The 23,158-nt window shown below is 50.2% G+C and carries 23 protein-coding genes and 1 other RNA gene; 18 read left to right on the top strand and 6 right to left on the bottom strand.

From position 1 onward, the window contains the following. The first annotated feature begins 8 nt into the window (after positions 1 to 8). From thiL to HZB31_07050, 4 genes are read left to right on the top strand one after another with little or no spacing between them, the layout of a single operon-like run. Positions 9 to 995 carry a thiamine-phosphate kinase gene (gene thiL / locus HZB31_07065; protein MBI5847693.1) on the top strand — a complete coding sequence of 329 codons (987 nt, stop codon included), beginning with the start codon at positions 9 to 11 and terminating at the stop codon, positions 993 to 995. Further along, a complete protein-coding gene (locus HZB31_07060) occupies positions 958 to 1,407 on the top strand; it encodes a DUF2062 domain-containing protein (GenBank protein MBI5847692.1) in 450 nt (149 codons plus the stop codon). Before thiL ends, HZB31_07060 begins: the two co-directional genes overlap by 38 nt. Beyond that, positions 1,400 to 2,677 (top strand): 30S ribosomal protein S12 methylthiotransferase RimO, encoded by a 1,278-nt coding sequence (gene rimO, locus HZB31_07055; protein MBI5847691.1) that lies wholly within the window; start codon positions 1,400 to 1,402, stop codon positions 2,675 to 2,677. Before HZB31_07060 ends, rimO begins: the two co-directional genes overlap by 8 nt. Next, on the top strand, positions 2,674 to 3,507 hold the full coding sequence (locus HZB31_07050) for a site-2 protease family protein (GenBank protein ID MBI5847690.1): 834 nt from the start codon (positions 2,674 to 2,676) through the stop codon (positions 3,505 to 3,507). Before rimO ends, HZB31_07050 begins: the two co-directional genes overlap by 4 nt. Before the next feature lie 60 nt (positions 3,508 to 3,567). Here HZB31_07050 and HZB31_07045 read toward each other — a convergent pair whose 3' ends face one another. Then, positions 3,568 to 4,815: an outer membrane protein transport protein gene (locus HZB31_07045; GenBank protein ID MBI5847689.1), complete on the bottom strand. Its 1,248-nt coding sequence runs from the start codon at positions 4,813 to 4,815 to the stop codon at positions 3,568 to 3,570. Positions 4,816 to 5,096: 281 nt separating this feature from the next. Here HZB31_07045 and HZB31_07040 point away from each other — a divergent pair, with 281 nt between their 5' ends. The 3 genes from HZB31_07040 to amrB are packed head-to-tail and all read left to right on the top strand — an operon-like array spanning position 5,097 to position 7,713. Further along, positions 5,097 to 5,540 carry a 50S ribosomal protein L9 gene (locus tag HZB31_07040; protein ID MBI5847688.1) on the top strand — a complete coding sequence of 148 codons (444 nt, stop codon included), beginning with the start codon at positions 5,097 to 5,099 and terminating at the stop codon, positions 5,538 to 5,540. Next, a complete protein-coding gene (gene dnaB / locus HZB31_07035) occupies positions 5,537 to 6,904 on the top strand; it encodes a replicative DNA helicase (GenBank protein MBI5847687.1) in 1,368 nt (455 codons plus the stop codon). Before HZB31_07040 ends, dnaB begins: the two co-directional genes overlap by 4 nt. Before the next feature lie 2 nt (positions 6,905 to 6,906). Continuing rightward, positions 6,907 to 7,713, top strand: coding sequence for an AmmeMemoRadiSam system protein B (gene amrB, locus HZB31_07030; protein MBI5847686.1), 807 nt, complete (start codon positions 6,907 to 6,909; stop codon positions 7,711 to 7,713). A gap of 21 nt (positions 7,714 to 7,734) precedes the next feature. Here amrB and HZB31_07025 read toward each other — a convergent pair whose 3' ends face one another. Continuing rightward, positions 7,735 to 8,154: an OsmC family protein gene (locus HZB31_07025; GenBank protein MBI5847685.1), complete on the bottom strand. Its 420-nt coding sequence runs from the start codon at positions 8,152 to 8,154 to the stop codon at positions 7,735 to 7,737. 322 nt (positions 8,155 to 8,476) lie between these two features. Between HZB31_07025 and HZB31_07020 the strand changes: the two genes are divergently transcribed. From HZB31_07020 to HZB31_06995, 6 genes are read left to right on the top strand one after another with little or no spacing between them, the layout of a single operon-like run. Next, entirely contained in the window at positions 8,477 to 9,616 is a 1,140-nt protein-coding gene (locus HZB31_07020) for a hydrogenase small subunit (protein ID MBI5847684.1), read from the top strand. A gap of 3 nt (positions 9,617 to 9,619) precedes the next feature. Continuing rightward, positions 9,620 to 10,624 (top strand): hydrogenase 2 operon protein HybA, encoded by a 1,005-nt coding sequence (gene hybA / locus HZB31_07015; protein ID MBI5847683.1) that lies wholly within the window; start codon positions 9,620 to 9,622, stop codon positions 10,622 to 10,624. A 5-nt stretch (positions 10,625 to 10,629) separates the two neighbouring features. Then, positions 10,630 to 11,760 (top strand): polysulfide reductase NrfD, encoded by a 1,131-nt coding sequence (gene nrfD / locus HZB31_07010; protein MBI5847682.1) that lies wholly within the window; start codon positions 10,630 to 10,632, stop codon positions 11,758 to 11,760. 58 nt (positions 11,761 to 11,818) lie between these two features. After that, positions 11,819 to 13,519, top strand: coding sequence for a nickel-dependent hydrogenase large subunit (locus tag HZB31_07005; protein MBI5847681.1), 1,701 nt, complete (start codon positions 11,819 to 11,821; stop codon positions 13,517 to 13,519). Further along, the gene (locus tag HZB31_07000; GenBank protein MBI5847680.1) at positions 13,519 to 14,073 is read left to right on the top strand and encodes a HyaD/HybD family hydrogenase maturation endopeptidase; all 555 of its coding nucleotides are present in this window, start codon (positions 13,519 to 13,521) and stop codon (positions 14,071 to 14,073) included. The genes HZB31_07005 and HZB31_07000 overlap by 1 nt, the downstream gene beginning before the upstream one ends. 13 nt (positions 14,074 to 14,086) lie before the next feature. Then, entirely contained in the window at positions 14,087 to 14,362 is a 276-nt protein-coding gene (locus tag HZB31_06995; protein MBI5847679.1) for a HypC/HybG/HupF family hydrogenase formation chaperone, read from the top strand. 15 nt (positions 14,363 to 14,377) lie between these two features. Here the strand turns inward: HZB31_06995 and HZB31_06990 are convergent, their stop codons facing one another. From HZB31_06990 to ssrS, 4 genes are all read right to left on the bottom strand, one after another. Beyond that, entirely contained in the window at positions 14,378 to 15,160 is a 783-nt protein-coding gene (locus HZB31_06990) for a TIGR00282 family metallophosphoesterase (protein ID MBI5847678.1), read from the bottom strand. A 93-nt stretch (positions 15,161 to 15,253) separates the two neighbouring features. Continuing rightward, a complete protein-coding gene (gene rny, locus HZB31_06985) occupies positions 15,254 to 16,816 on the bottom strand; it encodes a ribonuclease Y (protein MBI5847677.1) in 1,563 nt (520 codons plus the stop codon). Next, positions 16,809 to 18,038 carry a replication-associated recombination protein A gene (locus HZB31_06980; protein MBI5847676.1) on the bottom strand — a complete coding sequence of 410 codons (1,230 nt, stop codon included), beginning with the start codon at positions 18,036 to 18,038 and terminating at the stop codon, positions 16,809 to 16,811. The genes rny and HZB31_06980 overlap by 8 nt, the downstream gene beginning before the upstream one ends. A gap of 252 nt (positions 18,039 to 18,290) precedes the next feature. Next, positions 18,291 to 18,473, bottom strand: a non-coding RNA gene (gene ssrS / locus HZB31_06975) — 6S RNA. A 375-nt stretch (positions 18,474 to 18,848) separates the two neighbouring features. Between ssrS and HZB31_06970 the strand changes: the two genes are divergently transcribed. Genes HZB31_06970 through HZB31_06950 form a run of 5 tightly spaced genes read left to right on the top strand, consistent with a single transcriptional unit; the run spans position 18,849 to position 23,144 of the window. After that, the gene (locus HZB31_06970) at positions 18,849 to 19,064 is read left to right on the top strand and encodes a twin-arginine translocase TatA/TatE family subunit (protein ID MBI5847675.1); all 216 of its coding nucleotides are present in this window, start codon (positions 18,849 to 18,851) and stop codon (positions 19,062 to 19,064) included. After that, on the top strand, positions 19,057 to 20,154 hold the full coding sequence (alr, locus tag HZB31_06965) for an alanine racemase (protein MBI5847674.1): 1,098 nt from the start codon (positions 19,057 to 19,059) through the stop codon (positions 20,152 to 20,154). The genes HZB31_06970 and alr overlap by 8 nt, the downstream gene beginning before the upstream one ends. Before the next feature lie 38 nt (positions 20,155 to 20,192). Further along, positions 20,193 to 20,942 (top strand): ABC transporter permease, encoded by a 750-nt coding sequence (locus HZB31_06960; protein ID MBI5847673.1) that lies wholly within the window; start codon positions 20,193 to 20,195, stop codon positions 20,940 to 20,942. Continuing rightward, entirely contained in the window at positions 20,942 to 21,721 is a 780-nt protein-coding gene (locus HZB31_06955) for an ABC transporter ATP-binding protein (protein MBI5847672.1), read from the top strand. The genes HZB31_06960 and HZB31_06955 overlap by 1 nt, the downstream gene beginning before the upstream one ends. Next, complete coding sequence (locus HZB31_06950; GenBank protein ID MBI5847671.1) at positions 21,696 to 23,144, top strand: MCE family protein; 1,449 nt, start codon at positions 21,696 to 21,698, stop codon at positions 23,142 to 23,144. Before HZB31_06955 ends, HZB31_06950 begins: the two co-directional genes overlap by 26 nt. Positions 23,145 to 23,158: the final 14 nt, after the last annotated feature.

Here is a 23,158-nt window from a genome sequence, read left to right as displayed (position 1 = left end):
TCTCTATCATGAAATTGTCTCGGGCCGGAGAGCTCTCTCTTATCGAGATCCTGCGCAAGCGCTTTGGCAAGAGGGCCCGGGGCGTTGCTGTCGGTATTGGCGACGATGCCGCCGTGATCAGGGGCGGAAAGAATATTCTGCTTACCACGGACATGATGGTGGAAGGAGTTCATTTCGATCTTTCCTGGATCACCCCTTTTCAATTGGGCTTTAAGCTGGTATCCGTAAATATCAGTGATATCTTTGCGATGGGCGGTATACCCCAGTCTGTTCTTCTGAACTTCTCGGCCAAGGGAAGCAGCACCACAGGATTTTTTGACCAGTTCTTCGATGGCATTGAAGAGGCGCTTAAGACCTACGGTGTAAGTCTCATAGGCGGCGATATATCGTCTGCTGACCGGATCATGCTTTCTCTTACTGCTGTTGGGACCGGGGAAAAAGTCCTGAAGAGAAAAGGAGCGAGGGTCGGAGACAGGATCTATGTGACCGGTATGCTCGGCGATTCGGCCTGCGGTCTGCGGATGCTCCAGAATATGCGACGAACGGTTGATTTTGCGAAATGCGAAAGAAAGGGCTTGCCTGTGGCATGGGATGTTGCAGCTCCCCTGCTGAGAAGGCATCTGATGCCGCTTGCCAGAGATCCGAGAAAAATATCCGGCATTGCTACCGCGATGATTGATATAAGCGACGGTCTTCTGATCGATCTTTCACGCCTCTGCAGGGAGAGCGGCGTGGGTGCACGAATCCGGGCCGGGGATTTGCCTCTTTCAACTGAAATGAAGGCAACATCTGCCTGTATGGGAATTTCTGCCCTTGAGCTTGCCTTGAGCGGCGGCGAGGATTATGAGCTTCTCTTTACGGCTTCCGCAAAGGCAGAGGTTAAGGCCTTCTGTATAGGCGAAATCATGCGCTCAGGTATCTCGGTCGTTGACGAAAAAGAAAAAAATATAAAAATTTCTGCAAAGGGGTATCGGCATTTCTCACTTCAGGGATAAGCTCAGGCAAATCCTTACCATTAAGGAATCGCCTCACCGAATAGCGCTGGCATTTTCTGTCGGCGTTTTTATCGGTATGTCTCCTCTCATCGGTCTTCATACGCTGCTCGGTCTTTTGGTTGCATGGATCTTCAGGCTGAACAAGTTTGTGAGCATTGTCGGTATCTATGTGACGAATCCATGGACCATTGTGCCGATCTATTCCTTTGGTATATGGTTAGGCGCCAAGCTCCTTGCCATGAACCATATTATCCCGGATATTGACTGGGCTCATCTGTCGATGAAAGAACTGCTTCATACCATGGGGCCTCTGCTTATGCCGTTTCTGCTCGGTACCACGGTTTTGGGCTCTGTTTCTGCACTGCTCAGTTATTTTATTGTCTACAGAACGGTGAAGAAAAGCCGTGTCTAAGATATCCCTCGTAAGCCTTGGCTGCCCGAAGAACCTGGTCGATTCGGAAAACCTCCTGAAAAAGCTCGCTGCACGGGGTCTGTCTTATACCGAAGATCCTGAGCAGGCAGACCTTCTTCTTATCAATACCTGCGGATTCATCGATGCAGCAAAAAAGGAGTCGATAGAAGAGATCCTCAGGCTGACGGCTGCCAAAGAGTCCGGGAAAAAGAAACTTGTCGTCTTCGGATGCCTTGCCAAAAGATATGGGGAGGAACTGAAACAGGAGATCCCGGAGATCGACGTGCTGTACGGCGTTGGCGATGACGAGAAGATCGTTGATTACTGCGTCAGCGTTCTGCCTGCGGCGGCTTCTGCGGAACCTGATGTTCGACTTGCTGATACGGCATATGCCTATCTCAAGATAGCGGAAGGCTGCGACAGGGGTTGCTCTTACTGTGTAATCCCCGATATCCGGGGCGGTTTCCATAGCAGCGCGCCCGAGGATATTCTGAAAGAGGCGGAAGCGCTTATCAGGGCAGGGCGGCGTGAGCTCATCATCGTGGCCCAGGACATCACGTCCTATGGCAAAGACCTTGCCCAATATGACCTTTCGCGGCTCATAAAGGATATCGCCTCGATCAGCGGTGATTTCTGGATACGCCTTCTTTATCTCTATCCGACCGCAATTACGGATGAACTCCTCGAAACGATAGCAGCAGAAAAAAAAGTTTGCAAATATCTCGATATTCCGCTTCAACATACAGAAGAAAAGATCCTCGGCCTGATGAAGCGCGGGGGCGGCAGGCAATATTACGAAAAGCTTATAAAGAAGATCAGGACAATGGTTCCGGATGTGGCGCTCAGAAGCACCCTGATTACCGGGTTCCCTCAGGAGACGCAGGAGGATTTTGAATCTATGCTCGATTTTGTCCGGCGCATGGAATTAGACAGGCTGGGCGTCTTCACCTATTCACGGGAAGAGGGAAGCGCTGCATATGCGCTGAAAGGCCAGGTGCCGAAACATATCCGGGCAAAGCGGCGCGACAGGATCATGGAGGTGCAGTCTGCCATTTCTCTCGAAAGGAACAAGATGCTTGTCGGCAGGGTCTTCAGGGCCCTTGTGGATGAGATGGACGGTGATGTCGGGATCGGCAGGATATATTCCCAGGCACCGGAAATAGACGGGGTCGTTTTTTTGAAGGGAGACGGGGTCGGGAAGCATGAGTTCGTTAACGTCAGAATCGATCAGGCCTTCGACTATGACCTTCAGGGGACTGTTGTTGGATGAGGAGGTCTCCTCTCCTTAATCTTGCCCTGTTTTTGCTGACGTTTGTCTCTACGCTTGCGGTTGGTGCGATTCATGCCGGTGTTGACCTCATAAAAGAACCGCAGCATATTTTTCAGGGGCTGCCGTTTTCACTTGCCCTGCTCTCAATACTTCTTGTCCACGAGTTTTCTCACTACATAATGTCGCGGCGTCATGGTATTGAGGCTTCACTTCCCTACTTCATCCCGGCGCCGACCCTGTTTGGGACGCTTGGCGCCTTCATAAAAATGCGGTCAGCGATAACCACAAAAAATGCGCTCATGGATATCGGCTCATCAGGTCCTATTGCGGGTTTTCTCGTCTCAGTCGTTGCCGTTGTTGTCGGTCTGCATTACTCTGAGATACATGCGATGCCGCGTCAGTCTGGTGAGATGCTGGTATTGGGCGATTCCCTTCTGTTTATCGCTCTGACGAAGATCGTCATAGGTTCTATTCCAGATGCCTATGAAGTATACCTCCACCCCATCGCATTTGCAGGATGGATCGGGTTTTTTGTTACCTCCCTTAATCTTATCCCTGCCGGACAGCTTGATGGCGGCCATATTGCCTATGCAATATTGGGAGAAAGGCATGGATGGCTTTCAAAATGTATGATAGGCCTGCTCGTCATACTCGGCTATTTCTTCCAGGGATGGCTGGTCTGGGCCGTGCTGCTGCTGTTTCTCGGTTCAAAGCATCCGCCTATCCTTTATCCTGAGGTGCCCCTTGATCCAGGGCGCAAGACGATAGGGTTTATCGCGCTTGTCATCTTTATCCTTACCTTTATCCCGGTACCGGTAACTATCAAATAAGAAGGGGCCTGTGCTTTGAAGCACAGGCCCCTTTTGTAGCCCCTGAAAGAGATTCTTAGCTTAGAACTTCCAGGTGTATCCGAGGGTCGCTTCCCACTGGTTCATCTTTATGCGAAGTTCCTGCATGCCGGGAACTTCCATTGGATTCGGCCCGCTAACGGTCTTTGAGAAAGCATGCATAAGAGAAAAACTGAGGTCCTGCGTCTTCGATATTGCTCTTGTGACGCCGACCGTTGCATGCTGTTCTATGACGCCGGGAGCAAGGATATTAAACATGACATCTTCACTGTGGATAGGCTGTTTGCCGTAGGAATAGCCTGCTCTCCATGTCCATGCATTGCTGCTCTTCCACTGCACGCCTGCTTTATAGACAGTCATATCATGCCAGCCAAAGCCTGCTCCGCCATCATTACCAAGGGCAGCGGTCATTAAATTGGGCATCATAGGATTGCCAATTGAGTTTGTATCACTGTAGTAGATTTTCTGAACATCAAAGAGAAATGCCAGGGCCGGTGTCGGTTTAACGGCGACGCCGATTGTCCAGTTGGCCGGGATGTCAAAGCCACCCTGCTCAGCAAAGAGTCCGGCATATTTGCCATATTTGGTCGTCCAGATCTTTGTCTGAAATGATGCACCGACGCTCAGGTAGGGCATGATCTCGCCATAGTAACCGATCCTGCCGCCAAAACCATATGCATTGTCATAGCCTCTGTTGGAGATGTTCGCAGGATCGCTCGAAAAGGCGGCAAAGGCCTGGAGACCGCGCTCCTCAAACCTCTGATACGCAATAATTGGGCTGAATCCAAGAGAGTGCTTTGGTGTTACCTTTACGGAAAGGGTCGGCATGATGAATAACTGCATCAGGTCTACACCCGTAGGCTTTGACCCGTAGAATGTGCTTTTGTCGTAGTCGGTATTCATACCGCCATTGCCGAAGACTGAAATTCCGATTGAAGACTTATTTGTCATTACCCAGTTTGCACCCATTGCCGGAACGAGAAAATAGTTGCTGTCGCTCTTGACCGTTCCGGGAGTCAGGCCAAACGTTCCCGGAAAGCCCGAAGGGGTTCCCTCAACGGTATATTCCCTGTTTGGATTAAAAATGCTGAGAGAGATGTCAGCACGGGTTCCGACAAAGGCCATGAGTGCCGGGTTTACCGAAGCATCCAGCGAACTCTGGGGCAATGCCACTCCAGCGCCACCCATTGCCTTGCTCTCAATGCTGTAACCATGTGCAAAATAACCGTTCGTTGCCTGTGCATCACCTGCAACAAAGCCAAGTCCTGCCACGAAAGCCATGAGCAACATAAAAAGATTGACCCATCTGCTGCCTGTCATTTTCATTTGATACCCTCCTTTTCTGTTTTACGAAAGATTTATTATATTTGGCCGTAAGGTGAAAACCTGTCAACAATAGTCTTGGTAGTTTTCCTCCTCCTTTTCATTGTGGAGCATTCTGCGACAGTTTCGCAGATTATAAACAATCTAAAGGCCCAAATTCAAGCGGATTTGCCTATCCGGGAGAGAGGGAAATTTTTGTAATTTTTGTGGTATCGTAATACAAAAAAGCAGACAAGGAGACGAATAGTATGAAAGTAATTCTCAAAGATGATGTGAAGGGGCTTGGTCATATGGGGGAAGTTGTCAATGCATCAGACGGATATGCACGGAACTATCTGATCCCCAAGAATCTTGCTGCTGAGGCAAGCACCAAGAACATAAAGGAGCTTGAGCATAATAAGAAGATCATTATGGAGAAGGCCGCCAAGATCAGGGATGCCTCCAAGGCTTCAGCGGAGAAGCTCTCGGCACTGACGCTTGTTATCAAGGCAAAGGTCGGAGAAGAAGAGAAGCTTTTCGGCAGTGTAACCAGCATGGATATTGCCGAGGCTCTCGTGGCCCAGGGTTTTGAAATCGACAAGAAAAAAATTCATATTGATGAACCAATCAAGCGCATTGGAGAATTTGTTGTTCATGTCAAGATGCACCCAGAGGTTTCTGCTCCGGTAAAAATTCATGTTGTTTCTGAATGAGAGATTCTGAAATCCAGAAAGACAGGGTCCCTCCACAGAGTATAGAAGCAGAGCAGTCTGTTCTGGGCGCCATTTTGCTTGACAATGACGCTCTTCACACCGCGGTTGAGATGCTTATCGCTGATGATTTCTATCGCGATTCGCACAAAAAGATCTATCAGGCCATGACCGATCTTCATAAAAAATCTGATCCGGTCGATATCATTACCCTGACTGAATTCATGAAAACCCGCGGAGAGCTTGAAGCTATAGGCGGGTTGCAGTATCTCTCCTCTCTCGCCTCTATCGTGGCGACCTCTGCCAATGTGCGGTATCATGCTAGGATCATCAAGGAAAAGGCGCTGGTCAGAGGGCTTCTCACCTCGGTAACCGATATCGCGAAGAATGTCTATGAAAGCGAGCAGGACGCTGATGAGCTGATTGATTTTGCTGAAAAGACCATATTCACGCTTCATGACCGGAAGGTAAAGACCGCCTTCTACCCCATGAAGGACCTGATTACCGATACCTTCGTCACGATCGAAAGGCTTTATGACCGGAAAGAGGCGATCACCGGCGTGCCGTCAGGATTCAAGGACATTGACGAGCTGACTACCGGCTTTCAGCGGGGAGATCTGATTATTATAGGCGGGCGGCCCGGCATGGGCAAGACCGCATTCTGCCTCAATATTGCCCAACACGTCGGCATTGGCATGAACGAACCTGTGGCGATTTTCAGTCTTGAAATGGCGAAGGAGCAACTGGTGATGAGAATGCTCTGCTCTGAGGCAAAGGTGGATTCGAACAAGGTGAGAAAGGGATTCATCAATAAGCGTGAGGATTGGAACAAACTGACAAATGCTGCCGGTAAACTTGCCGAGTCCAAAATATTTATCGATGATTCGTCCGGCCTTTCGGTGCTTGAAATGAGAGCAAAGGCGCGGAGATTGAAGCAGCAGCACGGCCTCAGCCTCATCATTATCGATTACCTTCAGCTTATGAAAGGCACCGGAAAATTTGAGCGGCGCGAACAGGAGATTGCAGATATTTCGCGTTCTCTTAAAGCGCTGGCAAAGGAACTCGAGGTGCCGGTCATTGCCCTGAGCCAGTTGAACCGCGGAGTCGAGACCAGGACAGGCAGCAACAAGAATCCGACTCTTGCCGACCTCAGAGAGTCTGGAGCCATTGAACAGGATGCCGACGTTATCATGTTTCTGTACCGCGAAGCAAAGGAGGAGAAAGAGGGCAGGGGCGGCATTGTGGTGGATATTGCAAAACAGAGAAACGGTCCTACGGACAAGGTCAATCTCACCTTTCTTGCCTACTGTACGCGGTTTGTCGATGCGACTGATCTCGAATATCAGGAACTGGAAGAGACCTTCTGATAATGCGTCGAACTCCGGCAGTTGCAGGCAGGTTCTATGACGGTACTCGTGCCGGACTCGGCAGGCAGGTTGAGCAGTTAGTCTCCTCCGGTCTGCCCCCAATGGGTGCTGTCGGTATCATGGTCCCGCATGCCGGACTCATATATTCCGGTACGGTAGCTGGTCAGGTCTACTCCTCTATTGCGATGCCAAAGACGTTTATCATGCTGGGACCAAACCACACGGGCCTTGGCCATGCAGTTTCGATCATGGATGAAGGCGCCTGGGAGGTCCCTACCGGAAGTCTCAATATCGACAGCAGTCTTGCACGCAGGATATGCAAGGGCACGAGTCTGGCAGTCAATGATTCGCAGGCTCATGCCTATGAGCATTCCCTGGAGGTTCAGCTGCCCTTTATTGTCCATTTTTCCCGCGATGTCTCTATCGTTCCCATTGCATTGATGAGCGCATCCTATGATAACTGCAGTGAACTTGCTGAAGCGATTGCAAAGGCCATTGAGGCAGTGGAATACCCGGTTACGATTCTGGCGAGTTCTGACATGAGTCATTATGTCTCTGACAAGGTCGCTCGTCAAAAAGACAGCAGGGCAATAGAGAAGATGCTTGGTCTTGACCCCCGCGGTCTCTATGATACGGTTATGCATGAGAGGATATCCATGTGCGGCGTATTGCCGGCAACGGTCATGCTTATTGCGGCGCAGCTGCTTGGGGCCAGGAACGCAAGACTTATTAATTATATGACGTCAGGGGAAGTGAGCGGTGACTATGACAGCGTTGTGGGATATGCGGGAATTGTCTTATCCAAATAGCCAGCTGCCACAATTTTCTCATCAATCTTCAACTATCCGGTAAGAGAAGTCGATCCTGGCCGCTCCTTCAAGCGTGGCTTTGACCGAGCAGTATTTGTCCATTGAAAGCTGCACTGCTCTTTTTACTGCCTCCTCCGATAGTTTTCTTCCCGTGACGATGTACTCGATCGCGATCTCTGTATATTTATGAGGGTAGTCGTCTGCCATAACGCCGCTGACGTGTGCTTCAAGTCCTGTCACCTGCTGCTTCTTTTTCCTGAGTATCGAGATGATATCCATTCCCGAGCATCCCCCGATGCCCATCAGGAGGAGCTCCATAGGTCTTGACCCCGAATTGATGCCGCCGACCTCCTGTCCTGCATCCATTACCACTGCATGGCCTGAATCTGCCGTTGCTACAAACTGCATGCCGCCTGTGAATGTAACCGTTGCTTTCGCCATTGTAATCCTCCCTGAAAATATAATTTCTCTTGGAATACGGTATCCCTGCTACTGATGAGGATGCATTCCTCGAAGCTGCTCTTTCTCATAAGTATATACGAGTCGGCCGTCCGTATCTATTTATAATTAGCATCTTTCCTTGTTTCGTAATTTGAGCGCAAAAAAGAGTTTGAATTAATTTGAATTTTGAGTAGTATAATAATCAAGCTTATGCGTCTATAAAATAAATTCATTAGCCGCCTCTGTTGGTATGGTCCAAAATCTGACGAGACGGCTTAGGTGCAGAACAGATTTAACATCCAGAAACAGAAGGGGGAAGGCAATGAAGGAACTTGAACTTGTCGCTAAGGAAGAGGAGATGATCTGCGGTTTTTCGCGCAGGGACTTTCTGAAGTTCTGCAGCACCATGGCTGTAGGCATGGGGCTTCCGATCGGGATGGGAGAGAAGATCGCTGAGGCGGTCACGACCCAGAAGCGTCCACCCGTGCTCTGGCTTTCTGCGCAGGAATGCACAGGATGTACGGAGACCCTCTTAAGGGCGAGCCATCCGACACTCGAAAAACTTATCCTTGAACTGATCTCGCTTGAATATCATGAAACTCTTCTCGTCGGATCGGGAAAGCAGGCTGAGGATTGGCGTGTGAAGGCTATGAAGGAGTATAAGGGCAAATACATCCTTGTTGTCGACGGCTCCATACCGATCAAGGACAACGGTATTTACTGCAAGATCGGCGGCAAAACAGCTCTTTCTCTTCTTGTTGAAATGGCCACTGATGCTGCAGCAGTTGTGGCAATGGGATCCTGCTCATCATGGGGCGGGTTGCCGGCCTCGGACCCTAATCCGACAGGGGCGACTGCGGCGCATGAAGTGCTGAAGAGCAAAGGGATAAAGACGCCTGTGGTTAATATTCCCGGCTGTCCGCCTAACCCCTATAATTTTCTTTCAACCGTGCTGTATTACGTGACCTTTAAGAAACTTCCTGAGCTTGATGATCAATCAAGACCGAAGTTTGCCTATGGCAGGATCATTCATGAAAACTGCGAACGCCGTCCGCATTTCGATGCAGGAAGGTTTGCGCTGCAGTTCGGTGATGAAGGCCACAGAAAGGGCTACTGTCTTTATAAGCTCGGATGCAAGGGGCCCGAGACCTTTGCAAACTGCCCTGTCCAGCTCTTTAACGACGTCGGCTCTGGAGCCTGGCCGGTCGGTACAGGACATCCCTGCTTTGGCTGTACGGAAAAGGGTGTCGGCTTTACCGTTCCTCTTCATTCCCCTGCAAGACCGAAGTATATTACGCCTCCTTCAATCTTTACCGAAGTCTTTCCCGGTAAAGAGGGCGTGGCTCCCGGGACCACGGCGCTTGCTGCGGGCGTAGCAGGAGTTGCGATAGGCGCTGCAGGAGCGGCCCTGCTGTCCGGTCTTGGCAAGAAGGACGACGACAAAAAAGACAAGGGGGAATAGGCCATGAGCATGAACAGGCGAGATTTTCTCAAGACAGCGGCAGCTGGTAGCGGCATGCTGCTTGCCTCACAGGCGATGCCGGTCAATGCGTCCATGTCAAAGGAACTCCCTCCCGAGGCAGTCGGCATTCTTTATGATGCGACTCTCTGCATAGGCTGCAAATCCTGTATGGTCAACTGCAAGACCTACAACAGCATGCCAAAAGGTGCGCTCTCTTCCGGTACGGAAGTGGTAGCTCCTCCTTATGAATATTCTACTCCGGAAAAGATCTGGGACGACCCGCATGACCTTTCGGCGAAAACGCTCAATATCATTAAAGTTGTCAAAAACGGAACGGCCGTAACCAAGGACTCAGCGGAAAACGGTTACTCTTTTGTAAAACAGCACTGCATGCACTGCATCACGCCTGCCTGTGTTTCTGCCTGCCCGGTGGCTGCTCTTCAGAAGGACCCTAAGAACGGCGTTGTCTATTATGAAGAGAACAAATGCATCGGCTGCAGATATTGCCAGCTTGCCTGCCCTTTCAGGATACCGAAATACGAATTTGGCAAGGCGTCTCCTCAGGTCAGAAAATGCCAGCTCTGCAATCACCGCTATGCAGAGGGGAAATACTCTGCCTGCTGTGAATTCTGCCCGACAGGCGCCTCGATCTTCGGCAAGGTGGTTGATCTTCGCAAAGAGGCCCAGAATCGGCTGACTCTTAAAACGGGTGATCAATACGATTTTCCGGTACAGACCGCAGACTCGAAGAACAAGAGCAGACGCACGGTTTCCAAATACATCAATCATGTCTATGGCATGAAAGAAGCCGGGGGAACGCAGTATCTTCTGCTTGCCGGACTGCCTTTTGAGATGCTCGGATTTGACAAGAATATCAAAGACGAGGCCCTTCCTGACCTCACCTGGGCCTACATCTCTAAAATACCGGCTGTCATAGCGACTGTGCTGATTGGTGGTGCAGCAACCTGGGCCATCACCAAGGGCAGAAACAAGGATAAGGGGGAATAACCGCGATGAACCATAAAGACATTAAGATGATGACTCCCATGACCCTGGGACTGCTCCTTGTTATGGCAGCGGGTGGTGTTGTGGCGATTTACCGGATGCTGTTTGGGCTCGGTGCTGCAACAAACCTTAATGATATCTGGCCGTGGGGCTTCTGGATCGGCTTTGACGTGTTAGGCGGCGTTGCAATGGCTGCCGGCGGTTTTATCATAGCCGGAGCGGTTTACCTCCTGAACTGGAAAAAATATAAACCCATTGTAAGGGCTGCTATCCTGAACGCTTTTTTCGGGTATGTTCTTGCAGCAACATCTATTTTCTTTGATATCGGACAGTCGTTCCGCTTATGGCATCCGCTGGTAATGTGGCAGATCAATTCGATCATGTTTATCGTTGCCATTCATGTTGTGCTCTATACGACAACGCTTGCCGCAGAGTCCAGCCCCATGATCTTCGAGAGATTTAAGATGAGCGGGGCCTACCGTTTTGTAAACAGGATCATGGTGCCGATCGTACTGTTTGGCGTGCTCCTTTCAACCCTGCACCAGTCTTCGCTCGGTGCAGTCTATCTGCTCATTCCCTCAAAGCTTTCGCCGCTCTGGTACAGCAGCAGACTTCCCTATCTGTTTCTCGTCTCTGCAATTATGATGGGGCTTTCCATGGTGAGTTTTGAGACAATCCTGAGCGCAAGGATTTTTAAACATAAACCACCCATGGATATTCTGACGGGCTTGGCGAGGGGGTCTCTTGTTGTTGCCGCTCTCTATTTTGTCCTTAAGGTCTGGGACCTGCTGTCGGGCGCCGGCATAGGGGCAGCCTTGACCGGCAGCTTTACGGCAAATATGTATCTTCTTGAGATGGTGATTGGTGTTCTGCTGCCCCTCGTATTGCTCGCAGTCAGAGACTTCAGAACAAGACTGAGCAGCATCTTTGCGATCAACATACTGGTGATCGTCGGCATCCTTCTTAACCGGATGAATGTCGGCATCTTCGGTCTGGCAGAATATGCAGGAAGGTTTGGCGTGGATTACTTCCCTTCGCTGATGGAGATCGTTCTCACGGCCGCAATGATTGCCTTTGCATTCGTCGGCTTCAAGTTCTCGGTGAAATATCTGAATCTTTTCCCGGAAACCGAGCACTGAATGAAATCCCCGTATAAACAAATATCCATAAAATACTATCTGTCAGGAGGAGGACTCTATGTCTAAAAGAATTACCATTGACCCTATTACCAGGATTGAAGGCCACCTGAGAATAGACTGCGAGATTGACAACGGCAAGGTCACGAATGCCTGGTCATCAGGGCAGATGTGGAGGGGGATCGAGACGATCCTGAAAGGGCGCGACCCCCGGGAAGCCTGGATATTCACGCAGCGCTTCTGCGGCGTTTGAACGACCGTTCACGCACTGGCTTCAGTGCGTTCGGTCGAAAATGCACTCCAGATGGAGGTGCCGCTTAACGCCCAGTTTATCAGAAACCTTATGATGGGCGCCCACGCCACCCATGACCATATTGTCCATTTTTATCACCTTGCAGCGCTTGACTGGGTAGACATTGTATCTGCGCTCAAGGCGGACGCACGGGCCGTAGCAAACCTGGGGCAAAAACTTTCACCCTGGACCGGCAACAGCTACGATGCGGTAAAAGCTTCTCAGGACAGGCTCAAGACCTTTATCGGTTCCGGTCAGCTTGGCATATACGGCAGCGGCTACTGGGGCCATCCTGCGATGAAGCTTGCTCCTGAGGTGAATATGCTTGCAGCCCATCATTACCTGCAGGCGCTGGAATACCAACGGGAGATTAATAAGGTCGTGGCGATTCTTGGATCTAAGACTCCGCACATCCAGAACATGGCGGTCGGCGGTGTATCCAACCCGATTAACCTTGACAGCCAGTCAACGCTGAACATGGAGCGGCTCTACTACATTAAGACCCTTATCGACAAGGTCGGCGACTTTGTCGAAAACGTCCTCCTTGTTGACACTGCTGCGGTTGCGGCGTTTTATGCTGATTGGACCGGACACGGAAAGGGTGTGACCAATTATCTGTCTGCTCCTGATATGCCGATGGATACAAAGGGCACAAAGTTTGCGCTTCCCGGCGGCTATATACCGGACGGCGATATAACGAAGTTCAAGGCCATCACGAGCTATAACGATGCCTTCTTCAAGGATAACGTGAAGGAGAGCATCAAGCACTCCTGGTATGACGGTGACTGGGACAAGCACCCATGGGATGGAGAGACGGTTCCGAAATATACAGACTTCCAGGATAAGGGGAAATACTCGTGGGTCAAGTCGCCGACTTTTATGGGAAAGCCTGCCCAGGTCGGACCGCTTGCGAATGTTCTCTGCATGTTTGCCGCAGGCCATGAGCCGACCAAGAAATATACTGTAAAGATGCTTGATACGATCAGTGCGCTGGCCGGAACAAAGGTCGGTGTGGGAGCGCTCCATTCGACGATCGGCAGGATCGGCGCCCGCTCGATCCGTTGCGCAGTACTCTATGATACGCTGAAGGACCAATGGAATGCCCTTATCGAAAACATCGCAAAGGGTGACACCAAGACTTTTAATGTCCCGACCTTCCCTTCAGGCATTCAGAAAGGTTTTGGCTATCATGAAGCCCCAAGAGGCATTCTATCGCATTGGATTGTGATCGAAAACGGCAAGATCAAGAATTATCAGGCAGTTGTGCCGTCCACTTGGAATGCAGGCCCGAGGAACAGTCAGGATGCACTTGGTCCTTATGAATCTGCGCTCCTGGGCACTCCGGTGAAAGACCCTGAGAAGCCGCTTGAGGTTCTCAGGACGATCCATTCCTTTGACCCTTGCCTTGCCTGTGCGATCCATGTGCTGGACAAGAACCGTAATGAGATTGTAAAGGTCAAGGCCGTCTGATGGAAATCCCTTTGTCATCATCAGGATCGCAGCCCAGGATCCTTGTCATGGGAGTGGGCAGCATCCTGATGATGGATGAAGGCATCGGTATCCGGGCAGTAGAAGAGTTAGAGAAGCGTTACCGGTTTCCGGAGAATGTCGAGATACTCGATGGCGGCACTTCAGGGATCGAGCTTCTCTCCTATATTTCCGGCAAAGACTACCTGATTATCATTGACGCCATCAAGAGCGGCAACCCTCCCGGCACGGTGCTGAGGGTCGAAGGAGAGGACGTGCCTGCTCAGTTTCTGACAAGGATTTCACCTCATCAGCTCGGCATCTCCGATCTTCTGGCTGCCGCAACCCTTACGGATGAGATACCGAAGAAGATGGTGCTCTTTGGCATCGAACCGAAGGAGATCGTTATGGTGATAGGTCTGTCAGACGTGGTGAGGGCGAGCATGGCCCATCTGGTAGAGGTTGTTGTTGATGAATTGAAACGCTTGGGGTGCGATGTAGTGCCGCGTGCGCCGCATGAGATTTCCCGGACAGAGAGCGTCTGGGGGAAAATGTAGGGTATAATAGATCATGTGCCTCGCCATACCGTCGAAGATTATCGAGAAAGACCAGTTCAGGGCTGTTGTCGATGTATACGGTGCCCGCAGGGAAATTAATCTTATGCTGATGGCCGAAGAAGTTGAGATAGGAGACTATGTGCTGGTGCATGCAGGGTTTGCGCTCCAGAAGGTCGATGAATCTGCGGCACAGGAGGCACTGAAGGTTATTTCTGCAATTATCGAGGATGTTTCGAAAGAGATGGAATCTGAAGTTAATCGTGCCGAGGCCCCTCCGATCTGCAGTTGAAATACGAAGGAAGCGTTACGGATAATTGAGCATTACCCTCTGTATGCCGGTTGCTTTTCCTGAATCCTTATCGATATCGATCACCACTGCCGAAAGAATTCCCGGACCCTGGGCTGTCTCGAACCTGTCCGGCATACCGGTCAGAAATCTCCGGATGATCTGGTCCACATCAATGCCGATCACAGAATAAGCAGGGCCGGTCATGCCGACATCGGTAATATAGGCAGTGCCGTTTGAAAGGATCTTTTCGTCCGCTGTCTGCACATGCGTATGGGTTCCGATGACCGCGCTCACCTTTCCGTCCACAAAATAACCAAATGCGACCTTTTCCGAGGTTGCCTCTGCATGGAGATCGACAATGATGATCTTTGTATCTTTCTGCAGTGTCTCAATCTCTGTCTGAGCCGTACGAAAAGGGCAGTCCAGCGGTGTCATGAAAATCCTGCCGGAAAGATTTAACACGCCAACCTTGGTGCCATCAGACAGACTGTATACAACGCTGCCGTATCCCGGAACGCCTGGCGCAAAGTTGGCAGGCCGTATGACCCGGTTCTCTTTTGAAATATACCCAACAAAATCTTTCTTGTCCCAGACGTGATTGCCCGTGGTTATGACATGCACGCCCATCCTGAAAAGGTCCTTTACCAGGCTTTCTGTGAGGCCGAAACCTGCCGCAACATTTTCGCCATTGGCAATCACAAGGTCGATGCCATGTTTGTCAACGAGGCCGGGCAGGCAGGCGCTCACCGTCTGCCTGCCGACCTTGCCGACAATATCTCCGATAAAGAGAACCTTCATAAGCCGTTATGCGTAATGCGTAAAGTGTGATGTGTAACAGTCTCAGGCTTGCCAAACTTATTACTCATGACCCATAACGCGTTACAGCAGTGATTACTTTGCATAGTCAACATGTCTCGATTCTCTTATGACCGTTACCTTGATCTGTCCAGGATAGGACATCTCGGCTTCGATTTTTTTCGACAGGTCACGGGCGATAAGGGCGGACATATCATCGTTGACCTCTTCCGGTTTCACAATGATCCTGATCTCTCTTCCTGCCTGAATCGCATAACATTTTTCTACTCCCTTGAACGAAAGGGCCAATTTTTCAAGGTCCTCAAGGCGTTTCAGGTAATGCTCAATGCTTTCGCGCCTGACCCCCGGCCTGGCAGCCGAGAGTGCGTCTGCAGCAGCCACCAGAGCAGCCTCAACCGTCAGAGGATCAACATCTCCATGATGGGCGAATATGGCATTGACGACCTTGAAGTTCTCCCCGAATTTCTTTGCCAGGTTGGAACCAATTTCCTGATGAGAGCCTTCGGTATCGTGGTCTATTGCCTTGCCAAGATCATGCAGCAGGCCTGCGCGCTTGGCCAGTTTTTGATCTGCACCAATCTCTGCGGCCATCATGCCTGCCAGATATGCTACCTCCCGCGAGTGCTGGAGAATATTCTGTCCGTAAGAAGTACGGTATTTTAATCTGCCGAGGGTCTTGATGAGATCAGGGTGGATGCCGGAGAGCCCGAGATCGAAGACCGCCTTTTCCCCCTCTTCCCTGATGTTCGCATCAACCTCTTTCTTTACCTTCTCAACGACTTCCTCGATCCTTGTAGGATGGATCCTGCCGTCTGCGATCAGACGCTCAAGTGAGAGCTTCGCGATCTCGCGCCGGACCGGGTCGAACCCTGAAAGGGTAACCATCTCCGGTGTATCGTCAACAATGAGATCCACGCCGGTAGCTGCCTCAAGCGCCCTGATGTTCCTCCCTTCACGACCGATGATCCTTCCCTTCATTTCATCGCTTGGCAGGCTTACCGCGCTTACAGTAGCGTCAGCAACATAGTCGCTGGCGTACCTCTGCACGGCAAAACCGATGATCTCTTTCGCTTTTTTTTCGGCAGTTTCTTTAGCTTCGTCTTCTATTTTCTTGATAAGTTTTCCAACCTCGAAGCGTGCTTCCTCCTCGGTCCGCCTGAGTATTTCCTGTTTCGCCTCCTCAGACGAAATGCCTGAGAGCTTCTCGAGCATCTCTGTCTGATCCTTGATAAGTTGCGTAAACTTAGTCTCTTTTTCCTGAACCGCACGTTCTTTTGTCGTGTAATCACGATCACGCTTGATCAACTCCTGATCGCGTTTTTCATTCTGCTCGAACTTGCGGTCAAGTGTTTCCTCCTTCTGACGGAGGCGTTTTTCTAACTGGTTTACCTCATTACGGCGTTCCCTTAGTTCTTTTTCTGCATCACTCTTGGCCTGGTAGACAATATCCTTTGCCTCCAGAGTAGCTTCTTTCCTGATATGCTCAGCTTCTTTTTGTGCGATTTCAATGGTCTTGCCCTTGTCCAGATCAATGGTAGCCTTCTGATTTTTTAAAGCGCTTTTATACACAAGGCTCATCACGAGACCAACCGTAATGCCAATGGCAATGGCGATGCCAACATACAACATGCTATCCATCAGGTGTTTCCCTCCTTTTATTTAGTCTTTCCTGTATGATTTTTTCGAACCCCTCGGAAGAGGGGGTGTAAAACGTCTTCTGATCAGGCATATAGATCTGCTTTACGTAATGCCCTGCAAAACTATGGGGATAACGATAACCGACACCGGCGCCAAGTTTCCTGGCATTCTTGTAGCTTGAATCTTTGAGGTGGTCCGGCACTTCCCGGGCAGGCTCATTTCTGACCGCTTCTATGGCATTGTCGATCGCAACATACGAGGCATTGCTCTTGGGTGCAGTGGCAGTATAAAGGGCTGCCATGGCAAGAGGTATCCTTCCTTCCGGAAGTCCGATTTTTTCGAAGGCATGAAGCGCTGAGACTGCTACAACGAGTGCCTGCGGGTCTGCATTGCCAACATCTTCGGCTGCACAGATAACAATCCTGCGCGCGATAAAGAGGGGGTCTTCTCCTGCTTCAAGCATCTTTGCCATCCAGTAGACCGTAGCATCAGGGTCAGAGCCGCGCATACTCTTAATGAATGCGGATATGATGTTATAATGCTCATCTTCATCGTAATAGATCGACCTGTTCTGCGTGACTTCCTTTACCTGTGCCAGCGTAATTACCGCTTTGTCTGTGCCGCTCTCATGTGATGAAAGGAAAGCAAGCTCAAGGATATTCAGCGCCTTTCGGGCATCGCCATTACTCACCGAGGCGATATAATCAGCAGCCTCCTGCTGAAGCGATATATCATATTCTCCTAGCCCCTTCTTGTCGGAGATTGCCCGGTAGAGGAGCTTTTTCAGTTCTTCTTCTGGAATGGGTTTAAACGGGAAGATGAGCGACCGTGAGGAAAGGGCAGGGACCAAGGAGAAGAAGGGGTTCTGTGTCGATGCGCCGACCAGTATGATCTCACCCTTTTCAACGTGAGGGAGCAGGGCATCCTGCTGTGTCTTATTGAATCTGTGGATCTCGTCCACAAAGAGGATCGCCCGCTGCCCGCGCGATGAATCGACTGCTTCCCTGATGTCTTTGATACCTGCAGTTACGGCATTGATTGAAATAAAGCGTGCCTTTGTTTTGCGGGCAATGATATGAGCAAGTGCGGTTTTGCCTGTGCCGGGCTGGCCATAAAAGATGACCGATACGATCTTATCATCCTCGATAAGGCGTCTGAGCGGCTTGTTCCTGTCAAGCAGATGCGATTGGCCGAGAAAATCCTCGAAATCCTCAGGCTGCATCCTCCAGGCAAGCGGAGCGTCTTTTTTTTCAGTTTTAAATAGTTCCAATTCCTACAGTCCGGAGCCGGACTATAGTCTCAAGAAGCCCTTTGGTACAGAGAAAACAGTGTTCCGGGAAAAAAATGTTTGCAGGGGATGTATGAAAAAGCCCGTAATGAAAGACTTGAACCCATTGTTTTCTCTATGATTTTTTTTGTTGTTTGTAACCAAAAGCGCCAGGACCATAGTCATCAGCATAGTTAGTTCGGTGAAAATAGACCCGCCCTGTCGTGTACGTGAAAAATTAGATCCGCCTAAAATATAGGTGGGTGCCTTAAATTCACCTTCAGGCTTTTGGCAGATTGCCAACATGCACACCAGTGCATCACACAGGCTCCCGAAAGATCTAATTTGCCGGATTAACATTTTCACATATCACCTACAGGGCAGGTAATCACCAATTTCATGCTATTGTTATAACAGAATTTGACGGAATGAGCAAGAAAAAATTCTTTAACTTAGAAGAGTTTTGACTTGTATTGCATGCATTTTTTTAATAGACTATTCAAATGTATTCTCTCGGGATGAGCGCTTATATGCCATTGGCGAAACAGTCGTTTTTTAGTCCTGTAATGTCCCTGCCGAAGTCCAGGTGCTATGGATCGTAAGAAGGCGATAGAAATCTTGAAAAAATACTTCAACAAAGTTTATATAAGTGCCTATATGTTATAGTTTTTTGACGTGGACTGTTGAGGAAATGCGAGCGATGAAACAGAGGGATCTGATGACAGTCAGTTATTTCCGATATAAATACATGTAAGGAGGCGTACAATGTTTGGATTAGGCATGCAGGAGCTTATCATTATTCTTGTTATTGTCCTTGTTCTTTTCGGGGCGAAAAGACTTCCCGAACTTGCAAGCGGCATGGGAAAGGCCATTAAGAATTTCAAGAAGGCAACGAATGAGCCTGATGAGATCGACGTGACCCCTAAGAAAGGCGTTGAGGGGGAAGCCGGAAAAGAGGACGAGAAAAGCAAGGGTGCATAGAGGGCCGGAAGCAGAGATAGACCTTGCCGCGCTTCAGCACAATCTGCAGCTTATCCGCACTATGATAGGGCAAAGAGATGTGATCGGCGTTGTTAAGGCGGATGCGTACGGTCACGGTGCCGTAGAGATTGCGCGAAGGCTCATCGCAGGAGGGACAACCCACCTTGCGGTTGCCTATACGGATGAAGCAAAACTCCTGAGGGAGGCAGGCATTACGGTGCCCATCCTGGTATTTATTGATCAGGAGGATCCCGATGATTACTTCAGTTATAACCTGGTGCCAATTCTGAGAGACAGGAAGATGGCCACGGTATTTGCGGATACGGCGAGGAAGCGGGGAACGACCATTGCCGTTCATTTGAAGATCGATACCGGTATGGGAAGAATAGGCTTCAGTCCGGAGGAGTCGCTTGAAACTGCGCTTCAGATAGCCGGCATCGGGGGGATCAGGCTGGAAGGGCTCATGAGCCATTTCTCTGAAGCTGATCGCACCGACAGAAGCTATGCCCTCTGGCAGTTAAGAATCTTCAGCGAGCTCCGAGATGCCATACAATCACGGACCGGGCTGAACCTTCGCTGCCATATGGCAAACAGCGCTGCTGTCCTGACATTGCCTGACGCACTGTTTGATGCGGTGAGACCTGGTATTGCCCTGTATGGATATTCCCCGTTTGAAGAGATCTTCGGACTCAGACCGGTGATGAGTCTCAGAACAAAGGTCCTCTCTGTGCGAAGCCTGCCGACTGCTTCTCCTGTGAGCTATGCAAGAACTTTTGTTACGAAACGGGACAGCCGTATCGCGGTCGTGCCGGTCGGTTATGCCGACGGGTACAGCCGGCTTTTTTCAAATAACGCAGAGATGCTGCTGCAGGGCTGCAGGGTGCCGGTTGCAGGAACGGTCTGCATGGATATGACCATGCTCGATGTTACTGATATCCCCAATGTTTCTGAGGGCGACGAGGTCGTGATCCTTGGCCGGCAGGGTAATGAGATGATCACCGCAGCAGAGCTTGCACGGAGGATCAATACCATACCCTATGAAATTCTCACCTCACTGGGGACGCGGGCCCGAAAGGCTTATCTCAATTGATCCGCCTGATCGAACGCTTCGGCAGATGCGTCATATCAATGTCCCGCAGGGGTATTGCTGTTGCCGAGGAGACCGGCAGGATACTTCTCCTTCTGCTGACAACACTGAGGCAATTGGCGCTTCCTCCTTTTGAATTCACGAATATATTCAGGCAGATGATCGAGGTAGGCGTGCGGTCAGTGCCGGTGGTCATTGTTACCGCAATATTTACCGGCATGGTCTTCGCTCTTCAGACCTATACGGGTTTTAAGCGCTTTGGCGCAGAGACGCTTGTCGGCACGATCGTTGCAATGTCCATGACAAGGGAACTTGGCCCTGTGCTGACCGGTCTTATTGTTTCGGGAAGAGCCGGTGCGGCCATGGCAGCAGAGCTTGGGACCATGCGGGTCACGGAACAGATCGATGCCCTTGAAACACTGGCAACGAATCCGGTCAAGTATCTTATCGTGCCGAGGGTTGTCGCCGGACTGATCATGCTGCCGGCGCTTACCGTCTGCGCTGACATTATCGGTATTATCGGCGGTTATTTTGTGACCGTAGTCCTCTTCAATACCAGTTCGGTCGTGTACTGGAAACAGACCTGGAGCTATCTTGAGAGCGCTGATATTTATAATGGACTGATCAAGGCCTTTTTTTTTGGCGGCGCCATCTCGATCCTCAGCAGTTATAAGGGGTTTTATACGAGCGGTGGAGCTGAAGGCGTCGGCAAGGCTACTACCGGCGCGGTTGTGCTCTCGTCAATGACCATTTTAATCTCCGACTATTTTTTGTCGAGCTGGTTATTCTGATGATACGGCTGGATGAGGTATATAAAGCGTTCAACTCAAACCAGGTGCTTACCGGGACCAGCTTTGTGGTGAAAAAGGGCGAAAGCAGAGTTGTGATCGGCGGCAGCGGTTCCGGCAAAAGCGTAATACTCAAGCATATTGTCGGTATCCTGAAGCCTGACAAGGGAAGGGTGTTAATCGATGATCTGGATATTGCAAGTCTCAAAGAAGCTGACCTGTATACGATCAGGAAAAAGTTTGGCATGCTTTTTCAGATGGCAGCACTTTTTGATTCCATGAACGTATGGGAGAATGTTGGCTTTGCCCTCTCCCGTAGAGGAACGCTGAAACCTGAGGAGATCAGGGAAATTGCTCTGGAGAAGCTGAAACTGGTCGGCCTGGTGAATATCGAGAACCTGATGCCTTCCGAGCTTTCTGGCGGCATGAAAAAGAGAGTCGGTCTGGCACGGGCAATTGCCCATGATCCTGAGATCCTGCTGTATGATGAGCCGACAACCGGTCTGGATCCCATAACGGCTGATGCGATCAATGATCTCATTGTTGATCTGAGGGAGAGGCTCAAGGTAACGTCCGTAGCCATTACCCATGATATACATAGTTCGTATAAAATAGCAGACAGTATCTCAATGCTGTATCAGGGAAAAATCATTGCGACAGGAACGCCGGACGAAATACGCAATACGGCCGATCCGGTAGTGCGACAGTTTATTACCGGCAGCGCAGTGGGTCCCATCAGAGTGGAAGGAGTGAGCAATGAAAGAACTGTCAACAGAGCTTAAGGTCGGCGCTTTTGCGCTGATCGTGCTGGCTGTTCTTACGTTTATGACATTTAAGGTCGGCGGTCTGGACTGGGCAAAGAAGAAGGGCTATGCGATTCATGTCATCTTTAGCTCAACTGCCGGACTCGATGAGAAGACGCGGGTGAAGATAGCAGGTGTTGACGCAGGGGTTGTGGAAGAGATCGGGCTCATTGAGGGAAAGGCACGCGTCAGGCTGAGGATCGACCCTGGGGTGATGCTCTATAAAAATGCCCAGGCATCGATCAGGTCTGCCGGCCTTCTGGGCGACAAATATCTCGACATCCGTATCGGTTCTGCGGAAGCCGGTCGCATGAAAGACGGCGACATCATTACCGATGTTATGGAAGTTGCTGATATGGACGACCTTGCCAGAAACCTGATTAATGTCTCCCAGAGCTTTACGAGGCTCACTGAGTCGCTGAACGAAGTCTTAGGTGATGATCAGACAAAGAAATCATTGGGAGAAACTATTGTCAATCTCAGGGAGATTTCTGCCACCCTCAACCGGACGATTACGCTGAACGATCAAAAGCTCAGGACTGTTCTTGACGATCTCAATACCCTGACGTCTTCTCTTAACGGACTGGTTGACAGGAACAGTGACCCGCTCAGTGCCTCTATCGCGAACATGAAGGATTTTTCCGCGAGCCTAAGGAGCACCGGGCCTGAGTTGATCGAGAATCTGAACAAGGCCACAAGGGAGCTGAAGGCCATGGTTGAAGAGAACCGGCCGGGCATCAGAAGTGCGGTGGACTCTTTTGACAAGATGGCGCAGCAGGTTGAGACAGGGCAGGGCTCGCTCGGCAAGCTGCTCAAGGATGATCGCCTCTATGATTCGATCAACAAGACTGCGGAGGGACTGGGTAAAACGCTTTCAGCTGTAGATCGATTCAGGGCATATATTACGTTTCAGGCTGAATATCTTACCCGGGAAAAAGATGGCAGGGCATCTTTCGATCTTGCATTGAGGCCGGATAAGGATACCTCTTATATTCTCGGTCTGGTCGGAGGTTCTCCCCGAACGTCTTTTGTCAGGGAAACGACAACGACACCTCCTGGGAATATTGTCAGGGAGGAACATATCAGCAATAAGATCCGCTTCAATGCTCAGGTTGGAAGGCGTTTTGATAATGCCGCGGTAAGACTGGGTCTCTTTGAAAATACCTTTGGTATCGGTGGTGACTATTTTTTACACAATGATAAAGGTAAAATAACAGTTGATGTCTGGGACTTTCAGAAGAACGAGGAGAATGCAAAGACCGTCCATGTTAAGGCCGGTGTCAGCTATTTCCTTTTCAGGAACCTCTTTCTGAGCGCAGGCGGAGACAATCTCATGAGCAAAAGATATCGCGGCGGATATGTCGGTATGGGTCTGCGGTTCGATGAGCAGGACTTCAGGTAATCCATGAAAACGTT

Source organism: Nitrospirota bacterium, assembly GCA_016235245.1.
Lineage (GTDB): Bacteria > Nitrospirota > Thermodesulfovibrionia > Thermodesulfovibrionales > UBA6898 > UBA6898.
This window is presented reverse-complemented; position numbering and strand designations above follow the sequence as displayed.